Raw genomic sequence first — 16,679 nt, forward strand, 5'->3', positions numbered from 1 at the left:
GTTTAGTACCCCACCTTGATGCCGAAGGCCACGCCGCGCGGCATCGGGAAGTTGCCGTAGTCGATGCCGACCGCGGACGAACCACCGACCGCGGCGCTGTTGCCGTTGACGATCGGATCGAGACCGGAATAGTTCGTGAAGAGGAAGAGGTCGGTGCCCGTGAGATACGCGCTGGCGTCGCGGGCCTTGAAGTACTTGCCTGGCAGCGCCATCCGAACGGTCACATCGCGTAGACGGACCCAGTTGATGTCCTGCTCGATGAAGAGCTCTTCGCTGATGCCGGTGTAGTACTGCGGCTGGACCGCCGGAATGACCACGATCGTGTTCTTCGTGGGATTGGCCGTGTTCTCCCTGCCGTCGCGCAGCACGCCGTCGATGACGCGCGGCTGGTCGCGGTCGAGCGTACGATTGCTGAGTCCGCGCGTGGTCAGGAAATGCTCCGTCGCGTTGAACACGTCACCGCCCTTGCGGATGTCGACGAGGAAACTCACGGAGAGCTTCTTGTAGCGGATCGTGTTTGTGAGGCCGATGGTGAAATCGGGTTGACGATCATAGCCGGCATTGATGAACGCCGCGGAGCGGAGCGGGAGACCGGTGGTGGGGTCGATGAGAATCTTCTTCGAACCCGGGATGGTGTCGCGCAGGTAGAACAGGCCGGTCAGTGACCGTGTGGAGAGTCCCGGGGCGACGCCGTTGCGCACGTTGCCGTAGAGCCACGTATCGGACACATACGACTCGGGCAGAGCATTCGGCAGCGCGAGTACCTTGCCGCGCGCACGCTCGACGTTCGCGATCACGTCCCACGTCGCGTTGCGCGTCATCACGGGGGTGGTACGGAGCGTGACTTCGAGCCCGGTGTTGCGGGTGGACGCACCATTCAAGTTGAACAGGATGAAGCCGGTCGCGTAGCTACCGCGGATGTCGTTCACGATCTGGTCGGTGGTCTCCTTGCGATACGTCGTCACGTCGAGGCCAAGACGATCGTTGAAGAAGCCAAGTTCGGTGCCGATTTCGTACGAGCTGGCGAACTCCGGACGCAGGTTGAGATTCGGACCGGTGAAGCCATAGCCGTACCCGCCGTTCGCTGTCGTCTTGAACTCGAGCGCCGGGCGAAACGCGTACGGGCGCGCGTCCTTGCCAACCTCGGCGTAGCTCGCCCGGAGCTTACCGCTCATCACCCGGCCAATCGACGGAATGGCATCGGAAAAAATGAAGCTGGTTTGAATGGACGGATAAAAGAACGAGTTGCGTTCCTGCGGGATCGTGGACGTCCAGTCGTTACGGCCGGTCACGGTAACGAACAGGTAGTCATCGTAGTTCGCGGTCGCGCTGCCGAAGAGGCTCATGAGGCGGCGCTGCTGCTTGTTCGTGCGCGTGGTGCGGATGTTCGAGTTGTTGACCGACTCGAAATTCGGATCGAGGAAGTCACGACCCAGCAGACCGCTCACCTCCGACCGGAAATCGGAGATTTGGTTACCGACGAGCCCATTGAGGGAGAACTTTTCGGTGAGCTGAAAGCGGTTGATGTTGAACAGCGTTTGTGCATTCAGATTGCGCACCACGTCGGTCGCGAAATCGAGAATACCGTTGCTGTTGTTCGCCACGCCGGCGCTCTCGGGGTGGCGGAGAATGAGATTCTCATTGGTGTAGCCGTCGGACCCGATGTTCGTCTTGAGAAAGCCCCAGCTGAACGGTGTGATCGTGAGGCCAAGGTTGGCGATCAGGCGGCCGTTGCGGGAATTCACCCGATTCTTGTTGACGCTGAAGTACGGGTTGTCGGTTTCCGAGTTCGTCGCGAGGGACGTAATCCGGCGCCGGGTGCCGGCCGGTGTGAGATAGTCACTCGCCTTGTCGGTCTGCGGCCACAGGAGCAGGCCGATCAGCGGACCGTTGTCACCCTTGAGCGCCTGATCGTTATCGACCTGCGCGTACTGCATCGACAGATCGGTCTTGAGCCATTTCGTAACGACCGCGCCGCCTGAGCCCGTGAGGTTGATGCGCGTGTAGTCGGAGTTCGGAATCACGCTACCCTGTGCGTTGTAGCCGAGGCCGACGCGATAGTTTACTTTCGCATCCGGCGATGCCCCGCTGAACGTCACGTTGTGCTGCTGCGACACGGCCGACTGAAAGAAGCCGTCGATGTTGTCGTAGAACTGCGTGCCAGCCTGGTACGGGTTACCGAAGTACGAAAAGGAGCCGAGCACACTGCCGGCCACCGACGTCGGTCCGTACTCGCGCTGCGTTTCGGGTCGGGCGCGCGTCTGGTCCATACGCACGCGGTTGCTGTATTCGAATCCACCCACGCCCGGCTTACCGCGCTTGGTGGTGATCACGATCGCACCGTTCGCCGCATCAATGCCGTAGAGCGCCGCTGCTTCCGGACCCTTCAACACCACCATGCTCTCGATGTCTTCCGGGTTGATGTCGGCGGCGCGGTTGGTGAAGTCGAGTCCGCGATTGTTGAACGCCGTAAGCGAACCTGGGGCATCGGAGGCGAGCGAGCCCGTGTTGAGCGTCTTGTTGTCCATCGGCAGGCCGTCGATAATCATGAGCGGTTGATTGCTGCCGCTGATGGAGCTGACACCGCGAATGGTGATCGACGACGAGGCGCCGGGCACGCCCGAGGTGCTTGTGACTTCCACACCGGCCACGCGACCCTGCAAGCCGTTGATGAAGTTTTCACGACCGGTTTGCGCGACGTCGGCACCGGAGACGGTCTGCTGCGACGTGCCCAAGTTACGCTGCGTGGTGGTCTGGCCGAGTGCCGTGACGACGACCGCGTCAAGATTCGAGGCGGCTTTCGTCAGCTGCACGCCGATCACGTCGACGGTACCAACCGTGCGTTCCTGCGGCAAGTAACCGATGAGTCGATATTGCAGGATCTGGCCGACATCGGCCCGGATGCTGTAGTCGCCGCTGTTATTCGTCTGAACGATGGTCGACGTACCCTTCACCACGACGGAGACGCCGGAAAGCGGTACGCTGACATCACGGGTCACTTTCCCCGTCACGGTCTTCGTTTGGGCGAGCGCCTGCGAGGCGTACAGGAGCGTCCCCATGAACACCGTGAGTATTCGTTGCTTCATCATCATGAAGGGTGCCGGGTGGTGGTGATCAGCGAGTCGGGCGTGGCACGTCCGCGGAATGGCACAGGCGCTGATGTCACTTTTATGTAGTAGGTAAGAAGGCCTAGGTTATCTCAGGACAACATGGCTGTCAAACCGGGACGGTGCCCGTGAAGAATTGCAGTGGCACGCCTTTGCGCTGAGGGATCTGGTTGACTGCTCTTCCCGATGCGCGTGACGAAGGCGTAGCATTGGCGAGGTTTCGCCTCCCAACTTCGTCCCGACGCCCATGTTCAGTCGACGGGTGCCCTTGCCCGCTGTAGCCCGCGCTCTCACTGCCGTCACGATGCTGGCCGCATCTCCATTGCCCGCACAGCCTGCCGCCAATGAGACAACCGCACGCGTGCCTTGGGACGTCACAACGGCGCGCGGCACCACCCGCGACGTCGATTTCACGACCAGCGAGGGGACCTGGATGTCGTCCGACCTCTCGGCCGACGGTAGCTGGCTTGTCTTCGATCTGTTGGGCCATCTGTATCGCATGCCAAGCAGCGGTGGCACGGCCACGGTGCTCACGCAGAACAGCGGCGTGGCCCTGAACTTTCAGCCGCGCATTTCCCCCGACGGCAAGACGATCGCCTTTATCAGTGACCGCCGTGGGCAGTACAATCTCTGGATCATGCACGCTGACGGGAGCAACCCGCACCCGGTTTTTACCGACCTCAACGTTACCGCGTTCGAGCCCGCCTGGACCCCTGACGGCCGGTTCATCGTGGTTCGCAAGGGTGGACGCGGGGGAGGCGAGGGCGCGGCACCCGCCGGCGGCTTGTGGATGTATCACAAGGATGGCGGCACCGGGGTTCCGCTCGTGGCGCCTGGTGTGGCCGGCGTGAACGGGTCGCCGGCGTGGCCCTCGGTGTCGTCGGACGGGAAGTACCTGTTCTATCAGGTATCGATGCCGGTCGAACCGCGTGAACCGTTGGGGGGATCGCTCCAACTCCGTCGGTTCACCTTCGCCGACGGCGAAACACTCGACATCACCAATGGCGAAAGCGGCAGCGCGGCGGCGTCGCGCTTCTCGAGCGGCGGTGGGGCCGCACCGGAAGTGTCGCCCGATGGTCGCTTTCTCGCCTTCGCGCGGCAGATCCCCGACGGCACCCTCGAGTTCAAAGGGCATCTGTTCGGTCCCCGTACGGCGCTCTGGGTGCGCGATCTCAAGACAGGCGCCGAGCGATTACTGATGGATCCCATCGACCCGATGGTGGCTAGCGGCTCGAAGACACTGGGCGTCCTGCCCCGCTACAAGTGGGCGTCCGATGGCAAGTCCATCGTGATCACGCAGGGTGGCCAGCTGCGTCGCGTCGATGTCGCCACGCGCGCTGTGGCCACGATTCCCTTTACGGCCACGGTACATCGCACACTGTCGCAGATGGCGCGGAAGGAATTCCGTATTACCGACGACGCGGTGCAGGCGAAGTTCTTCCGTTGGCCGTCGTCGAGTCCCGGCGGACGGGTCGTCGTCTTTCAGGCCCTCGGTCGTATTCACGTGCAGGACGGCCCCACGGGGACGCCGCGTCGCGTCACGCCGGTGAGTTTCGGTCCGCTGGAGTTCGCGCCGGCGTGGAGTCCCGACGGTCGTGCGATCGCGTTCGTGACGTGGGATGACTCATCGCGCGGTCACGTGTGGACGGTGCCCGCCGGCGGAGGTGCGCCGAAGCGATTGTCGCGTGAACCCGGCGACTACACTGATCCCACCTGGACCGCCGACTCACGCAGCGTGATCGTGGCGCGTGGAGAAGGCGCCACGGCACGTGGGCGCACGATGACGCACAACGTGTGGTACGACATCACGCGATTCGATGCGATGGCGCCGGCCGCCGGTGACACGGGCCGCACGATCGCCTTGATCAACCGGCCATCGGGCGTATCGGTGGGCGGCGAAGCGCGACGACAGCTACCGCGACCGTCCGTGGGTCCCGATGGACGCGTCTTCTGGCCGGAGCAGCGCGCCGGCGGCAACGGCCGCGCCAGCAGTACCACGCTGCGCTCGGTGAAGCTTGACGGCAGTGACCTGCAGGAGCATCTGACGTTCCCGAATGCCGATGAAATCCTACCATCGCCCGACGGTCGCTACGTGGCGTTTCAGGAAGGAGACAATGTGTATCTCACGCCGATGGTGTGGGGTGGCGTCGGCAGCGCGGTGCCACGCGTGGAGAAGCGGCGGGGACAGCTGCCGGTAAAACAGCTGACACGAGACGGTGGCCTCTTTCCGCGGTGGCGTGACAGCGTCACACTCGAGTATTCCAACGGCGCGGCGTACTACGTGCATCGCGTGGTGAGCGGTCGGACGGATACCCTCACGCTCACGCTGTCGTCACCACGCGCCGTGCCCACGGGCACCATCGCGATCACGAATGCACGTATCATCACACTGAACAAGCGTGCCGTGATCGAGTCCGGTACGATCTTGGTGAAGGGAAGTCGCATCGCCTGCGTGGGGACGTGCAACACCGCGGGTGCGGATCGAGTCATTGATGCGTCGGGGACGACGATCATTCCCGGCTTGGTCGACATGCATTCGCATCATTACCGCGAATGGCGCGGCATGCGTCCGCGTCATGACTTCGAGCAGGCGATCTATCTGGCGTACGGCGTGACGACGACGATGGACGTGTCGATGTACAGCCAGAACATGTTCCCGACCGCCGAACTGGTCGAAGTGGGCGAGATCATCGGACCGCGTGGGTTCAGCACGGGTGACAATATCACGGCCGGCGATGCGGCGCGGGCCAACGAGATCGACAGTCCGCGCGACGCGCTGGCGATGGTGACGAAAATGGCGGGATGGGGCGCCACCTCGATCAAGCAGTACGCGCAGCCGCGCCGTGATCAACGTCAGTGGACTGCCGAGGCCGCGCGCACCGTCGGAACAAATCTCACATCCGAAGGGGGATTCTTCTTCGAGAATCTGGGCTTCATCATGGATGGCCAGACTGGGTGGGAACACGCCTTCAGCGAAGTCCCGATGTACAGCGATGGCGCCAAGTTCTTCGGCAAGGCAGGCGCCACGTACTCGCCCACTCTGGTGGTTGCGGGGCCGGGGGCGTGGAGCATCGAATATTGGTTTCAGGAATCGGACGTCTGGAAGGATCCGAAACAGCGAAAGTGGTTCCCGTGGCGCGCGTTGGTGCCCGACACACGCGTGCGCACCCTGCGCCCGACAACCGACTACGCCTATCCCCTGATTGCGCAGTCGATGGCCGATATCATCGCCGAAGGCGGCTTTGGCGCGTTGGGCAGTCACGGCGAGCATCACGGGCTCGCGCCGCACTGGGAGCTCTGGATGGGGGCCTCCGCGCTCGGCAATCACGGCGCGCTCGAGGTCGCATCGCTGCACGGCGCGCGCTTTCTCGGTGCCGACCGGGACCTTGGGAGTATTGAAGTCGGGAAACTGGCGGACCTTGTCGTTCTCAACGGCAATCCCCTCGAGAACATCCGTGCCACCGCCGATGCCCGATTTGTCATGAAGGGCGGCACGCTGTACGACGCGATGTCACTCGACCAACTCTGGCCCCGGACGGTACCCTTCGGACCGACCTATTGGGTGAACGACGACATGTTACAGAACAACACGAAGCGGACTGATGCCTTCGATCGTGACAAACGGCCCTAGTTTGGGTACAACCGTCAGCACGTTGGCGCGTATACCTTTCGTCAGGGCTATCGCCGAGTTCGCTCTTCCTGCGATACTTCACGTGCCTTGGCGCACCGGTGCTGCGCCGTCCCGCCCTCGTTTTCAGGTTATTTCCTGCATGGCTGAGTTGCTCCAGTCCCGCACGTTGGAGGTCCCCCGTTCGGAGTGGACCGCGATCGTGTCCAAGTATGCCGGTGCCGATGTGCGTCGCGCCGTGTGGCAAGTGGTGAACACACTCGTTCCGTTGAGCGTGCTGCTGTGGGCGATGTTCTACTTCCTCGATGCCGCGCCGTGGGTCGCGGCCCTGCTCGTGCTGCCCGGGGCGGGATTGCTCGTGCGCACGTTCATCATCATGCACGATTGTTCGCATTCGTCGTACCTGCCGTGGCCCAAAATCAATGATGCCCTGGGCTTCGTGACCGGGGTGCTGACGTTGACACCATTCGCGCAGTGGCGCCGCGATCATGCGCTGCATCATGCGTCGTCCGGTGATCTCGATCGACGCGGTCACGGGGACGTGCCCACGATCACGGTGAAGGAATATCTCGAGCGTGATGCGCGCGGCCGATTGATCTACCGGCTCATTCGGCATCCGTTGTCGCTGATGTTGGTGGGCCCGTTGCATCTCATGCTGAACCAACGCTTCCGCGGCCGTAGCAAGGCCACGAAAACCAAACAGTTGTACAGCGTGTGGTACACGAATCTCGCGATCGCCGCCGCGATCACCGTATCGATCCTGGTGTGGGGACCGCGCGCGTTCCTGCTCGTGTATCTGCCGTGCATGTACGTGGCGGCTGCGGCCGGCATCTGGCTGTTCTACGTGCAGCACCAGTTTGAAGATGCGTACTGGGAAACGCACGACGAGTGGGACTATGCCACGGCCGCGATCACGGGCAGCTCGCACCTGCGTCTGAATCCGATCCTGCAGTGGTTTACGGGCAGCATCGGCTTGCACCACGTGCACCACATCGGTCCGAAGATTCCCAACTTCCGCTTGCAGGAAGCGCACGATGACAACCCGATCTTCGAGGCCGCACCGACCATGACGATTCGTATGGGCATCAAGGCGCTTCGCCTGGCGCTGTACGATGAAGATGCGAAGCGGCTGGTGCGATTCAGCGACGTGCAGGCGGCGTAACCCAGCATGCGCGCCCCCACTGGTGTGGTCTCGTGAAAGCACTCCGTGCGCTGCCGCTGCTGCTGGCGGTGGCCGGCATGGTGATGCTGGCCCTGGCGGGCATTGGTACGCGCTTCGGCGTGTGGCACTACCGCACCGGTCTCTCCATGCTCCGCTACTCGGCGTACGTAGGCATCGCGGCCGCCGTGGTGTGCATCCTGGCGTTGCTGGTCACGCGGCCAAGCGGCGGGAGCCGAGTCGCGTTGGTGATCGGTCTGCTCCTGTCGGCGCTCACCGTCGGTGTGCCCTACCGGTTCTCGCAGACCGTGAAGCGGGTGCCGCCGATCCATGACATCACGACGGATATGACCGACCCGCCGACCTTCGTGGCCGTGCTGCCGCTGAGAGCCTCGGCGACGAACGCGGCCCTGTATGCCGGCGACAGTGTCGCAGCGCTGCAGCGGGCGGCGTACCCCGAGGTGCGGCCGCTCATGCTACCCGTGCCGCCATTGGCCGCCTTCGATCGTGCCGTGGCCGCCGCGAAGGCCATGGGCTGGGAGATCGTGGCCGGCGACTCGCCGAGCGGCCGCTTGGAGGCCACGGCCACCACGACCTGGTTCGGATTCAAGGACGACGTGGTGGTACGTATCCGTTCGGCGAACAGCGGGTCCCGCGTCGATGTGCGCTCGGTGTCGCGCGTTGGCCGCAGCGACGTTGGCGCGAACGCCGCGCGGATTGTGCGGTATCTCGACGTGTTACAGCGTCAGCGCTGACGCGCCAGTCCCGCCGGATCGACCGTGATCGTGCCGTAGCGTGCGATGAAGTGTAGATGCGGCCCGGTCACACGACCGGTGGCGCCCACGCGGCCGATCGTATCGCCGCGCGACACCGTGTCGCCGACCGCGACCAGTTGCGTGCTGAGATGCAGATAGGCCGTCACCAGTCCTTCACCGTGATCGAGGTACACGACGTTGCCGCCGAGCGTGAAAGCATCGACCAGTCGCACGATGCCACGGTTCGCGGCGCGCACCGGAGCGCCGACGGCACCGGCGTAGTCGGTGCCCATGTGACGGCTGGTCACGGCGCCGTTGAAAGTGCGGCCGCCGCCGAACGGACTCGTGATGCGCGACGTTCGTGGCACGAGAAACGGCAACGACCACTGCCGCGGCGTGTCGTGCGCGCTACGTGACACCTGTGCTGCGCGCTCGGCTTCCAGGCGCATGCGGGTGGCAGTGACGGAATCGGGCGGTGCGCCAAAGCGCGGCGCGACGCGCAGCCGCTCCAGACGATACGTGCCGGCCGTGGTGGGAATGCGCACGCTGCCCGATGTGTCACCGCTGCACTGCCACGCCATCGTGATGCCGGCAGTGGAGTCGATCGGCACCGCGGCGATGGCAAAGGCGGAGTCGCCGACCACGCGAAAGTGCAGGGGCTCACCGGCCACTGTGGCGGTGACGGCGGTCGTGCCCGATGCGCGCGTGGCAGATACTGGGCGTGCGGTCGTGGCCACGCGAAAGAGCGAGCCAGCTTTCGGTGATGCCGGACGCCACACGAAGTCAGCGCGCGCGGCGCAGGCGGTCGTCGGCACAAGCGACACCTTCCCGAAAGGCAACAGCAGTACAAGAGCAAACAGGCCAGTTCGACGCCACGCGGCGATGCTCATGGTTCGTTTCCGGCGGCGATGACCAATTGGGCCGCCCTCAGTCCCGACGCCACGGCCCCGTCGAGATACCCGCCACCGATGTCGCTGGTTTCTGTTCCGGCCCAGAACAAGCGACCATTCCACGAGGCACCGGAAACGTCGCCAGCATCACCGTTGAAGAGCGGGTGCCCGTACTCAGGGTGTGCACCGGGTGGCAGGTCGTCGTTCGGGCCGCAGCTCAGTGGGTCGTGCGCCCAGTCGTACTCGGCGTAGTCCACCGCCCCGTGGGCCTCCTCACCAAACAGCCGCGCCAATTGCACCAGCACGGCGGCGCGACGCGCCTCGGGACTGGCGTCGCGGAAACCACGCGCGGCGGCGTTCGAGCGTGGTGCAACAAAGCCCATGAGTGCATAACCGGCCGGCGTGTGATCGCTCGGCGGCATGCAGGCGTCGTGAATCTCCTGCAGCGGGCCGCCCCAGCTCACGGCGTATCCGGAGTGCCCCAAGTCGCGCCAAAACGGCGCGTGGTACGTCACGACGCACTTCATCGCGTGCCCCATCCAGGTGACCGTTTCGGCGAGGGCCGCGTGCATGGCGTCGGATAGCGGTGGCGCGAAGGCGATGTCGCGCGCCACTGCGCGTGGCGGCACGGCCATGATGACCCGACCAGCCGTACCGCTGAATCCGTTGCCGTTGATAACCACCCCGGTCGGGCGTAACTCCAGCGTGTGTACCGCGGCGTCGAGATGCACGGCCACGGGTTGTGGCGCGGTCTGCGACGCCTGCTGCAACGCGCGGGTAAGGGCGGCCATTCCGCCGGCCAGGCGGAGCGAGGCATCAGTCTGCCCAGACGCATCGAACGACTCCGGCGCGCGTCCGTCACCGGCATCGTACATCGCCGTTCCGTTGCGATGCTGCTCGAACACCGGAAGCCCGAAGTGCGCCACAAGCCCGCGAATGTGTTGCTGGTGTGGCCAGAACCACGCTGGACCGAGGTCGATCCACGGATGGTCCGTTCGCGGTGCCGCCGGTGCGGTCAGTACGCGGCCGCCAAGCCGCGATCGGGCCTCGAAGAGGGTTACGCGCTGTCCAGCGGTCGCGAGCTGCCAGGCGGCCGTCAGGCCGGCCACGCCGCCGCCAATAATGGCGACGACGGTGTCGGTGGCGTTGCTCGTGTCGGTGTCGACGCGGAGGGACGACGTGGGGCCGGAGGCAGTCATTGCGCGCGCAAGCTATCGTGAATCGACTCGCGTAGCACGTCCTGTGCAGTAGACTTGTGGCTCTGCCCCAGATCTTCCAACCAGCCAGGATATTCCTATGCGCTCCGTTTCGTCCCTCGTCGCTACCCGCGCTCCTGCCGTACTCGGTGCCGCGCTCCTGCTCGCCGCCTGCAGCAAGGCAAATGACGCTTCGGCGAAGGACTCGGCGATGGCGGCCGATTCCGCCGCCTCGCTCACCCTCGACTCCACGAGTTCGGTGGGCGCCAGCATGGGCGTGACCGCGAAAATTGTTGATGGGAATGGACGTGAGCTCGGCGTGCTCACGCTGGCCGATGCCGGCGCCGCGATCTCGGTGGACGGCACGTTGCGTGGTCTCACGCCGGGCGTGCACGGCATGCACATCCACGCGGTCGGTCGTTGCGACGGACCCGATTTCGCCAGCGCCGGACCGCACTGGAGCCCGACCCCCAAGCAGCATGGCTCGACCAACGAAGCCGGTCCGCATCATGGCGATCTGATGAATCTCACGGTCGGTGCGGACGGCAGCGTCGTGGTGAAGATGTCGACGCCGGCTGGCTCGCTCCGTGGTGAGAACCCGCTGCTCGACGCCGACGGCGCAGCCATCGTGATTCATGCCACGGCCGACGACTACAAGACCGATCCGTCGGGGAACTCGGGCGCCCGTGTCGCCTGCGGCGTGGTGTCCGGCTCCTGAACACCGTGCGCGGCAGCTTGATGAACAACGGTTTGCAGGCGAACGCGCCATGACGACTGCCGCCCACACGCTGGTCGACCTCAGCCACGCCATCGAGCATGGCGTGGTGTACTACAAAGGTCTTCCAGCACCGATCATCTGCGACTACCTGAGTCGGCAGGATTCACGGGCCCTGTACGAGGCGGGCACCGAGTTTCAGATCGGTCGCGTGGAGTTGATCACCAATACGGGCACCTACATCGATTGCCCGTTCCATCGCTACGCCGATGGGCGCGACACGGCGTCGATGCCGCTCGAGCGCTTCGTGGATCAGCCGGCCGTGGTGGTACGCGCCACGGAGCGCGACGGGCGCGCGATCGACGTGGCGCAGCTGTCGGCGCGCCTTTCTGCGCACGATGTGCGTGGCAAGGCCGTACTGGTGCACACCGGTTGGGATGCGCACTGGGGCACCGACGCGTATTTCGAAGGGCACCCGTATCTCACCGAGCAAGCCGCGATCTGGCTCCGCGACGCCGGCGCGGTGTTGGTGGGTATCGACTCGATGAACATCGACCACACCGAACGTGGCACGCGCCCGGTACATACGGTGTTGCTGCGCGAGGAAATTCTGATCGCCGAACATTTGTGCAATTTGCAGCTGCTGCCCGATGCCGGTTTCACCTTCACGGCTGTACCACCGAAGCTGGTGGGCGTGGGGACGTTCCCCGTGCGCGCCTTCGCGACCGTTCCTTACGCGTCGCGGACACTCGCGTACGCGTCGCGCAACACCTGAGCGGAACGCTCGACCCGCTCTCGCTCCAGTGGCAACATCTCGGGCTCCAGCACCAACTCCGCGCCACCACTTCCCACCACGGTCGGCATCGACAGCGCGACATCGCGCAGTCCCGATGCACCCTCTTGCCAGCGTGACACGGTGAGCACGCGACGCTCACCGCGCAAGATCGTGCGTAGCAGCGTGGCGGTGACCAGTCCGATGGCGTGATTGGTCGCGCCCTTCCGCTTGATGATCTCATAGGCGGCCGTGCGCACCTCGTTGGCCATGGTCGTCTCGCGATCGGCGCGCCAACCGGGCCACTGCGCCAGTGGCACGCCGCCGATCTGCGCACTCGACCAGAGTACCACCTCGGAGTCGCCGTGCTCGCCAACCACCTGTGCCTGCACCGAGCGCGGGTCGAGCTCGAGATCGCGTCCGAGGGCTTCGCGAAGTCGCGCCGTGTCGAGCATGGTGCCAGTGCCGATCACACGCGCTGGCGGTAGTCCGGAAGCTTCGAGGACAACGCGCGTGAGCACGTCCACGGGGTTGGTGACGACCACGATCACGCCACGTGCTGCCGCGAGTCGCACGCCGAGTTCACGCGCAAGGGTCGCATTGTCGCGCAGCAGCGCGAGTCGCGACTCTCCGGGTTTGCCGTTGCGCCCCGCGGCGATAACGATGGCGTCGGCGTCAATCATCTCTTCGATGGCAGCCGTGCGCACCGTGGCGGCGGGGTAGAATGAACTTCCTTGCGCCAAATCCATCGCCTCGCCCTCGGCGACGTCGGTGCGCACGTCATTCAGCAGCAGCTCGTCGGCCACACCGAGTTGCAGGGTGGAAATGGCGACACTCGATCCTACCCAGCCGGTGCCGATGATGGCGACGCGTCGAGCCATGGGATATCTCAGTAAGAGAGGCCGTGCACCGTTTGATAGTGGTGCACGGAGTAGAAAGCGGCAGTGCTGAACGGGATCATGGCGTTCCGCTGCCCTCACAACAGCAAAGTCGGTGCCTGAAGCTGGTGCATCACGGTGCGTTGTTCGGCATACGCCGGTTCGAGATTCATGCGGAGTATTGCCTCGGGGAGCACGTAGCGCATCGGCGACAGCGACGCGGGCACCTCGGCGTTTTTACCACACTCAGAGCCACGACTCGCGAACCTTAGGGGCGAGATCAGCACCAACTTGTGCACGCGCTCCGGGTGGCGCGCCGAAACCGTGTAGCAGGATGAGCGCGGGCGCCCGTCGTTCGTTCATGCAGCGGAACTTACTCCACGCGCCAGATACGATTCCACCCATCGGCGAAGGCATAGCAGCCGCAGGGCGCGACCCATCGCGCCGCCACGCGCTGCCGTCGTTCGCGACAGACCCCCGTGTAGTTGCAAACGACGTCGCTCACGATCAGATCCCGCTGCGACTGCACTGGCGTGAGCGTGGAGTCGATCACCCACCGGGGCTTCTCGGCCGTGGGCGTCCACGATAGGCGGCGTGACGCGTGATCGCGTACTGGCGCCGCCGGGCTGACTACGACTACGACTCCGGCGCGGGCCAGCGGCGCATCGGCTACGCGGAGCGGCCAGTAACTGTTTCGACGCGACCCCGGAGGGATGGGGCGCGTGACAAGTCCGCCCAATGGCGTTGGTGTAGGGGCCGGTGCTCCGAACGCCTGCGGACCGACCGTACCCACCAATAGCGGCCTGTGTGGCCGACCCTGGCCCGGCAATGAGGCGCCTGAGAGAGCCGCGAGCGACAAACTGATGGCGAGACGGCGGAGGGCCATGAAGAAGTATACCCCGAATTGGCCAACCCGGACTGACGAACCCGGAGCGTGAAGCGTAACCGGGGTCTAGTTTTCTCCGATGCCTTCCGCCAACCCTACTATTTCGACGTCGCCGAGTGCTGGCCCGACGCGCTCGTACGCGCTCGATCATACGCTCGCCTTCGCGCTCTGTCTTGGCGCGGCGATGCTGTTGCTGTGGCCGCTGCTCACCGGACAGATGCTGTTCGGTGGAAGCCGCTCCGACATGTTCATCGCTGGCTATTCGTTTCGCCTGTTCGGCGCCGAGTCGTTCTTGGCAAACGGCGCGATCCCGCAGTGGAATCCCTATCTGTTTGGCGGACTGCCATACATCGCGGCGATGCACGGCGACATTTTCTATCCGACCGCGTGGCTACGATGGATCATGCCGGTAGACGTGGCGATCACGCTCGGTATGGCGATTCACTTCGTGCTGACGGGATGGTTCACGTATCGCTTCTGCCGTTCGCTGGGGCTGTCGTGGAACGCGAGCGTGATGGCGGGTGTGGCGTACGAACTGACGGGGATCGTGGCGTCGCAGATGAGCCCTGGGCATGATGGCAAGCTGTTTGTGTCGGCGCTGACACCGCTCGCCTTCTGGACGCTACTGCAGGCGATTCGTCATGCAAGAATGTGGTGCTACGGCGCCTTTGCCTTTGTGGTCGCGTTGATCGTGCTCGGCCACTATCACATGGCGTACTTTCTGTTGCTGGCGCTTGGCCTGTGGGCGATCTACCTCGCGTTCTTCGACGCCGAGCGTCCGGCCGGGCTGAATCCATGGAAGGCGCTGGGCTTCTCGGCGATGGCCGTCGCGGTGGGCGGCGGGATTACAGCGTTGCAGGTGATGCCGTTCCTGGAGTACATCCCGTTTTCGCCGCGGGCCGAAGGCGGACCCGACACCGGCTGGGAATTCGCGACGAGTTATGCGTTGCCCCCGTCGGAGATCTTCACGCTGCTGCTGCCGCAGTTCAATGGTGTGCTCGATCAGTACTGGGGACGGAATCCGATCAAGTTCCACACCGAGTACATGGGCTTCCTGCCGCTCGCGCTCGCGGCGCTGGCAATAGGCGATAAGGATCGCCGTCGCTTCGTGATTGCGTTCAGCCTCGGCGCGTTGTTCTTCCTGATGCTGTCGTTCGGTGGCTACACGCCGTTCTATCGTCCGTTCTACGAGCTGCTGCCGCTGGTGAAGAAGATCCGTGCCATGGGCATGGTGTTCTACTTGCCGGCGTTCATGCTGTGCGTGCTGGCGGGTGTCGGATTCGATCGACTGCTGGCGCGCGCCGTGCCCATGCGCACGGTGCTGATCGTGGTTGGCGGTGCCGTCGCGTTCGCACTGCTCGGCACCATGGGTGGTCTGCAGGGGCTCGCGGAATCGCTGGCCATTCCTGAGCGCCTCGAGGCCGTTTCGGCCAACGCGCCGCATTTGCAGAGCGGTGCCCTGCGGTTGTTGGTGTTCGTGGTGCTGGGTGGTGCCGTGCTCTGGGCTGCCGCCGCCGGTCGTCTCGCGCCGCGCATTGCGACCGCTGCGCTCTTGGTGTTTATGGGACTCGATCTGTGGAGCGTGGACCGCCAGTTCTTCACCTTCTCGGCACGGGCCAGTACGCAGTTCGCCGACGATGCCGTTACGACGTACCTCAAGAAGGTGCCGCCGCCGTATCGCGTGATTGATGGAGGCAACAGCTACGGTCAGTCGATACTGATGGCGTATCGCATTTCAAGTGCGATGGGCTATCACGGCTTCCAGCTGCGTCGTTACAATGAATTGGCCGGAGCGCAGGAAGGATTTCGCAACCTGCTCACGCCGAACATGTTCGACCTGTTGTCGATTCGCTATTTGATCTTGCCGGACACGCAGCCGGTGCCGGGATTCCATCAGGTGGTACCACCGTCGCCTACGGCATTCGGCACCACGGCCACGTTGTACGAAAGCGATACCGTACCGGCGTATGCGCGCGTGTTGCCCGTGTCGGCCAAGCTCACCGAAGAGCAGGGGCTGGCCACCGTGATCGATCCGCGCTTTCCGATCAGCAGCGTGGCGTTGTTGCCGGATACGTCCACGGCCACGTCGCCGGCGGCGACACCGCCGTTCCCGACGCCGCAGGTGAAGGCCACGGTGACCGAGTGGAGCGCCGGCAACATGCGCATTGCGCTGACCGGCGCCGAAGCGGCCACGAGTCAACTGTTGGTGTCGGAGAACTGGTATCCCGATTGGCACGCCGAGGTCGATGGCAAGCCGGGCATCGTGCGGCGGGCCGATCACACGTTGATCAGCGTCGACATTCCGCCGGGTGCGAAAAACGTGCGCTTGTGGTTCGAGTCGCCGACCTACGCGCGCGGCAAGATGATCAGTGTGATCTCGCTGCTGCTGGCGGCGGCAATGCTGTTCGGGCCGCTGTTCGTTCCGGTCGGCACGAAGAAAACGGCGTAACGCGACACGCGTAGCGCGACACGCGTAGCGCGTAACGCTTACGGCGTGCGTCCCATCGGTTCACCCATGCGCACGGGCACGTCGGTGGCCCAGTGCGCGGTGAACGCGACGGTTTTGGGCGGGAAGAGCAGCACCACCGTGGAGCCAAGTAGAAAGCGGCCCATCTCGTCACCCTTGGCGAGTTGGATGGCCTGATCGGTGTAGTACCACTCGCGCACGGTGCCCGGGCGAGGGGGATTCACGA

Annotated in this window: 13 protein-coding genes; 6 read left to right on the forward strand and 7 right to left on the reverse strand. The window is 64.4% G+C overall.

The features are described 5' to 3' along the window. Positions 1-2: 2 nt before the first annotated feature. On the reverse strand, positions 3-3,092 hold the full coding sequence (locus tag ACLL97_RS21265; RefSeq protein ID WP_411282489.1) for a SusC/RagA family TonB-linked outer membrane protein: 3,090 nt from the start codon (positions 3,090-3,092) through the stop codon (positions 3-5). Between the two features lie 262 nt (positions 3,093-3,354). Here ACLL97_RS21265 and ACLL97_RS21270 point away from each other — a divergent pair, with 262 nt between their 5' ends. From ACLL97_RS21270 to ACLL97_RS21280, 3 genes are all read left to right on the forward strand, one after another. After that, on the forward strand, positions 3,355-6,738 hold the full coding sequence (locus tag ACLL97_RS21270; protein ID WP_411282490.1) for an amidohydrolase family protein: 3,384 nt from the start codon (positions 3,355-3,357) through the stop codon (positions 6,736-6,738). A 139-nt stretch (positions 6,739-6,877) separates the two neighbouring features. After that, the gene (locus tag ACLL97_RS21275; protein WP_411282491.1) at positions 6,878-7,897 is read left to right on the forward strand and encodes a fatty acid desaturase; all 1,020 of its coding nucleotides are present in this window, start codon (positions 6,878-6,880) and stop codon (positions 7,895-7,897) included. Positions 7,898-7,929: 32 nt separating this feature from the next. Then, positions 7,930-8,649 carry a DUF1499 domain-containing protein gene (locus ACLL97_RS21280; RefSeq protein ID WP_411282492.1) on the forward strand — a complete coding sequence of 240 codons (720 nt, stop codon included), beginning with the start codon at positions 7,930-7,932 and terminating at the stop codon, positions 8,647-8,649. Here the strand turns inward: ACLL97_RS21280 and ACLL97_RS21285 are convergent. After that, positions 8,640-9,539, reverse strand: coding sequence for a M23 family metallopeptidase (locus ACLL97_RS21285; protein ID WP_411282493.1), 900 nt, complete (start codon positions 9,537-9,539; stop codon positions 8,640-8,642). The genes ACLL97_RS21280 and ACLL97_RS21285 overlap by 10 nt on opposite strands. Further along, positions 9,536-10,738, reverse strand: coding sequence for a flavin monoamine oxidase family protein (locus ACLL97_RS21290; protein WP_411282494.1), 1,203 nt, complete (start codon positions 10,736-10,738; stop codon positions 9,536-9,538). Before ACLL97_RS21290 ends, ACLL97_RS21285 begins: the two co-directional genes overlap by 4 nt. Before the next feature lie 97 nt (positions 10,739-10,835). Here ACLL97_RS21290 and ACLL97_RS21295 point away from each other — a divergent pair, with 97 nt between their 5' ends. Both ACLL97_RS21295 and ACLL97_RS21300 read left to right on the forward strand, forming a co-directional pair. After that, entirely contained in the window at positions 10,836-11,453 is a 618-nt protein-coding gene (locus ACLL97_RS21295) for a superoxide dismutase family protein (RefSeq protein ID WP_411282495.1), read from the forward strand. Between the two features lie 49 nt (positions 11,454-11,502). Then, positions 11,503-12,225, forward strand: a complete 723-nt coding sequence (locus tag ACLL97_RS21300) for a cyclase family protein (RefSeq protein WP_411282496.1) — start codon at positions 11,503-11,505, stop codon at positions 12,223-12,225. Here the strand turns inward: ACLL97_RS21300 and ACLL97_RS21305 are convergent. The 3 genes from ACLL97_RS21305 to ACLL97_RS21315 form a co-directional block, all read right to left on the reverse strand. Then, on the reverse strand, positions 12,183-13,103 hold the full coding sequence (locus tag ACLL97_RS21305; RefSeq protein WP_411282497.1) for an L-lactate dehydrogenase: 921 nt from the start codon (positions 13,101-13,103) through the stop codon (positions 12,183-12,185). The genes ACLL97_RS21300 and ACLL97_RS21305 overlap by 43 nt on opposite strands. 95 nt (positions 13,104-13,198) lie before the next feature. Then, positions 13,199-13,327, reverse strand: a complete 129-nt coding sequence (locus tag ACLL97_RS21310) for a hypothetical protein (protein WP_411282498.1) — start codon at positions 13,325-13,327, stop codon at positions 13,199-13,201. Positions 13,328-13,473: 146 nt separating this feature from the next. Further along, entirely contained in the window at positions 13,474-13,986 is a 513-nt protein-coding gene (locus ACLL97_RS21315; RefSeq protein ID WP_411282499.1) for a hypothetical protein, read from the reverse strand. A gap of 79 nt (positions 13,987-14,065) precedes the next feature. Between ACLL97_RS21315 and ACLL97_RS21320 the strand changes: the two genes are divergently transcribed. Next, positions 14,066-16,435 (forward strand): hypothetical protein, encoded by a 2,370-nt coding sequence (locus ACLL97_RS21320; protein WP_411282500.1) that lies wholly within the window; start codon positions 14,066-14,068, stop codon positions 16,433-16,435. A gap of 38 nt (positions 16,436-16,473) precedes the next feature. Here the strand turns inward: ACLL97_RS21320 and ACLL97_RS21325 are convergent. Further along, the coding region (locus tag ACLL97_RS21325; RefSeq protein ID WP_411282501.1) for a phosphatidylserine decarboxylase at positions 16,474-16,679 on the reverse strand (206 nt) is incomplete at its 5' end.

The organism is Gemmatimonas sp. (assembly GCF_046594945.1).
Taxonomy (GTDB): Bacteria; Gemmatimonadota; Gemmatimonadetes; order Gemmatimonadales; family Gemmatimonadaceae; genus Gemmatimonas.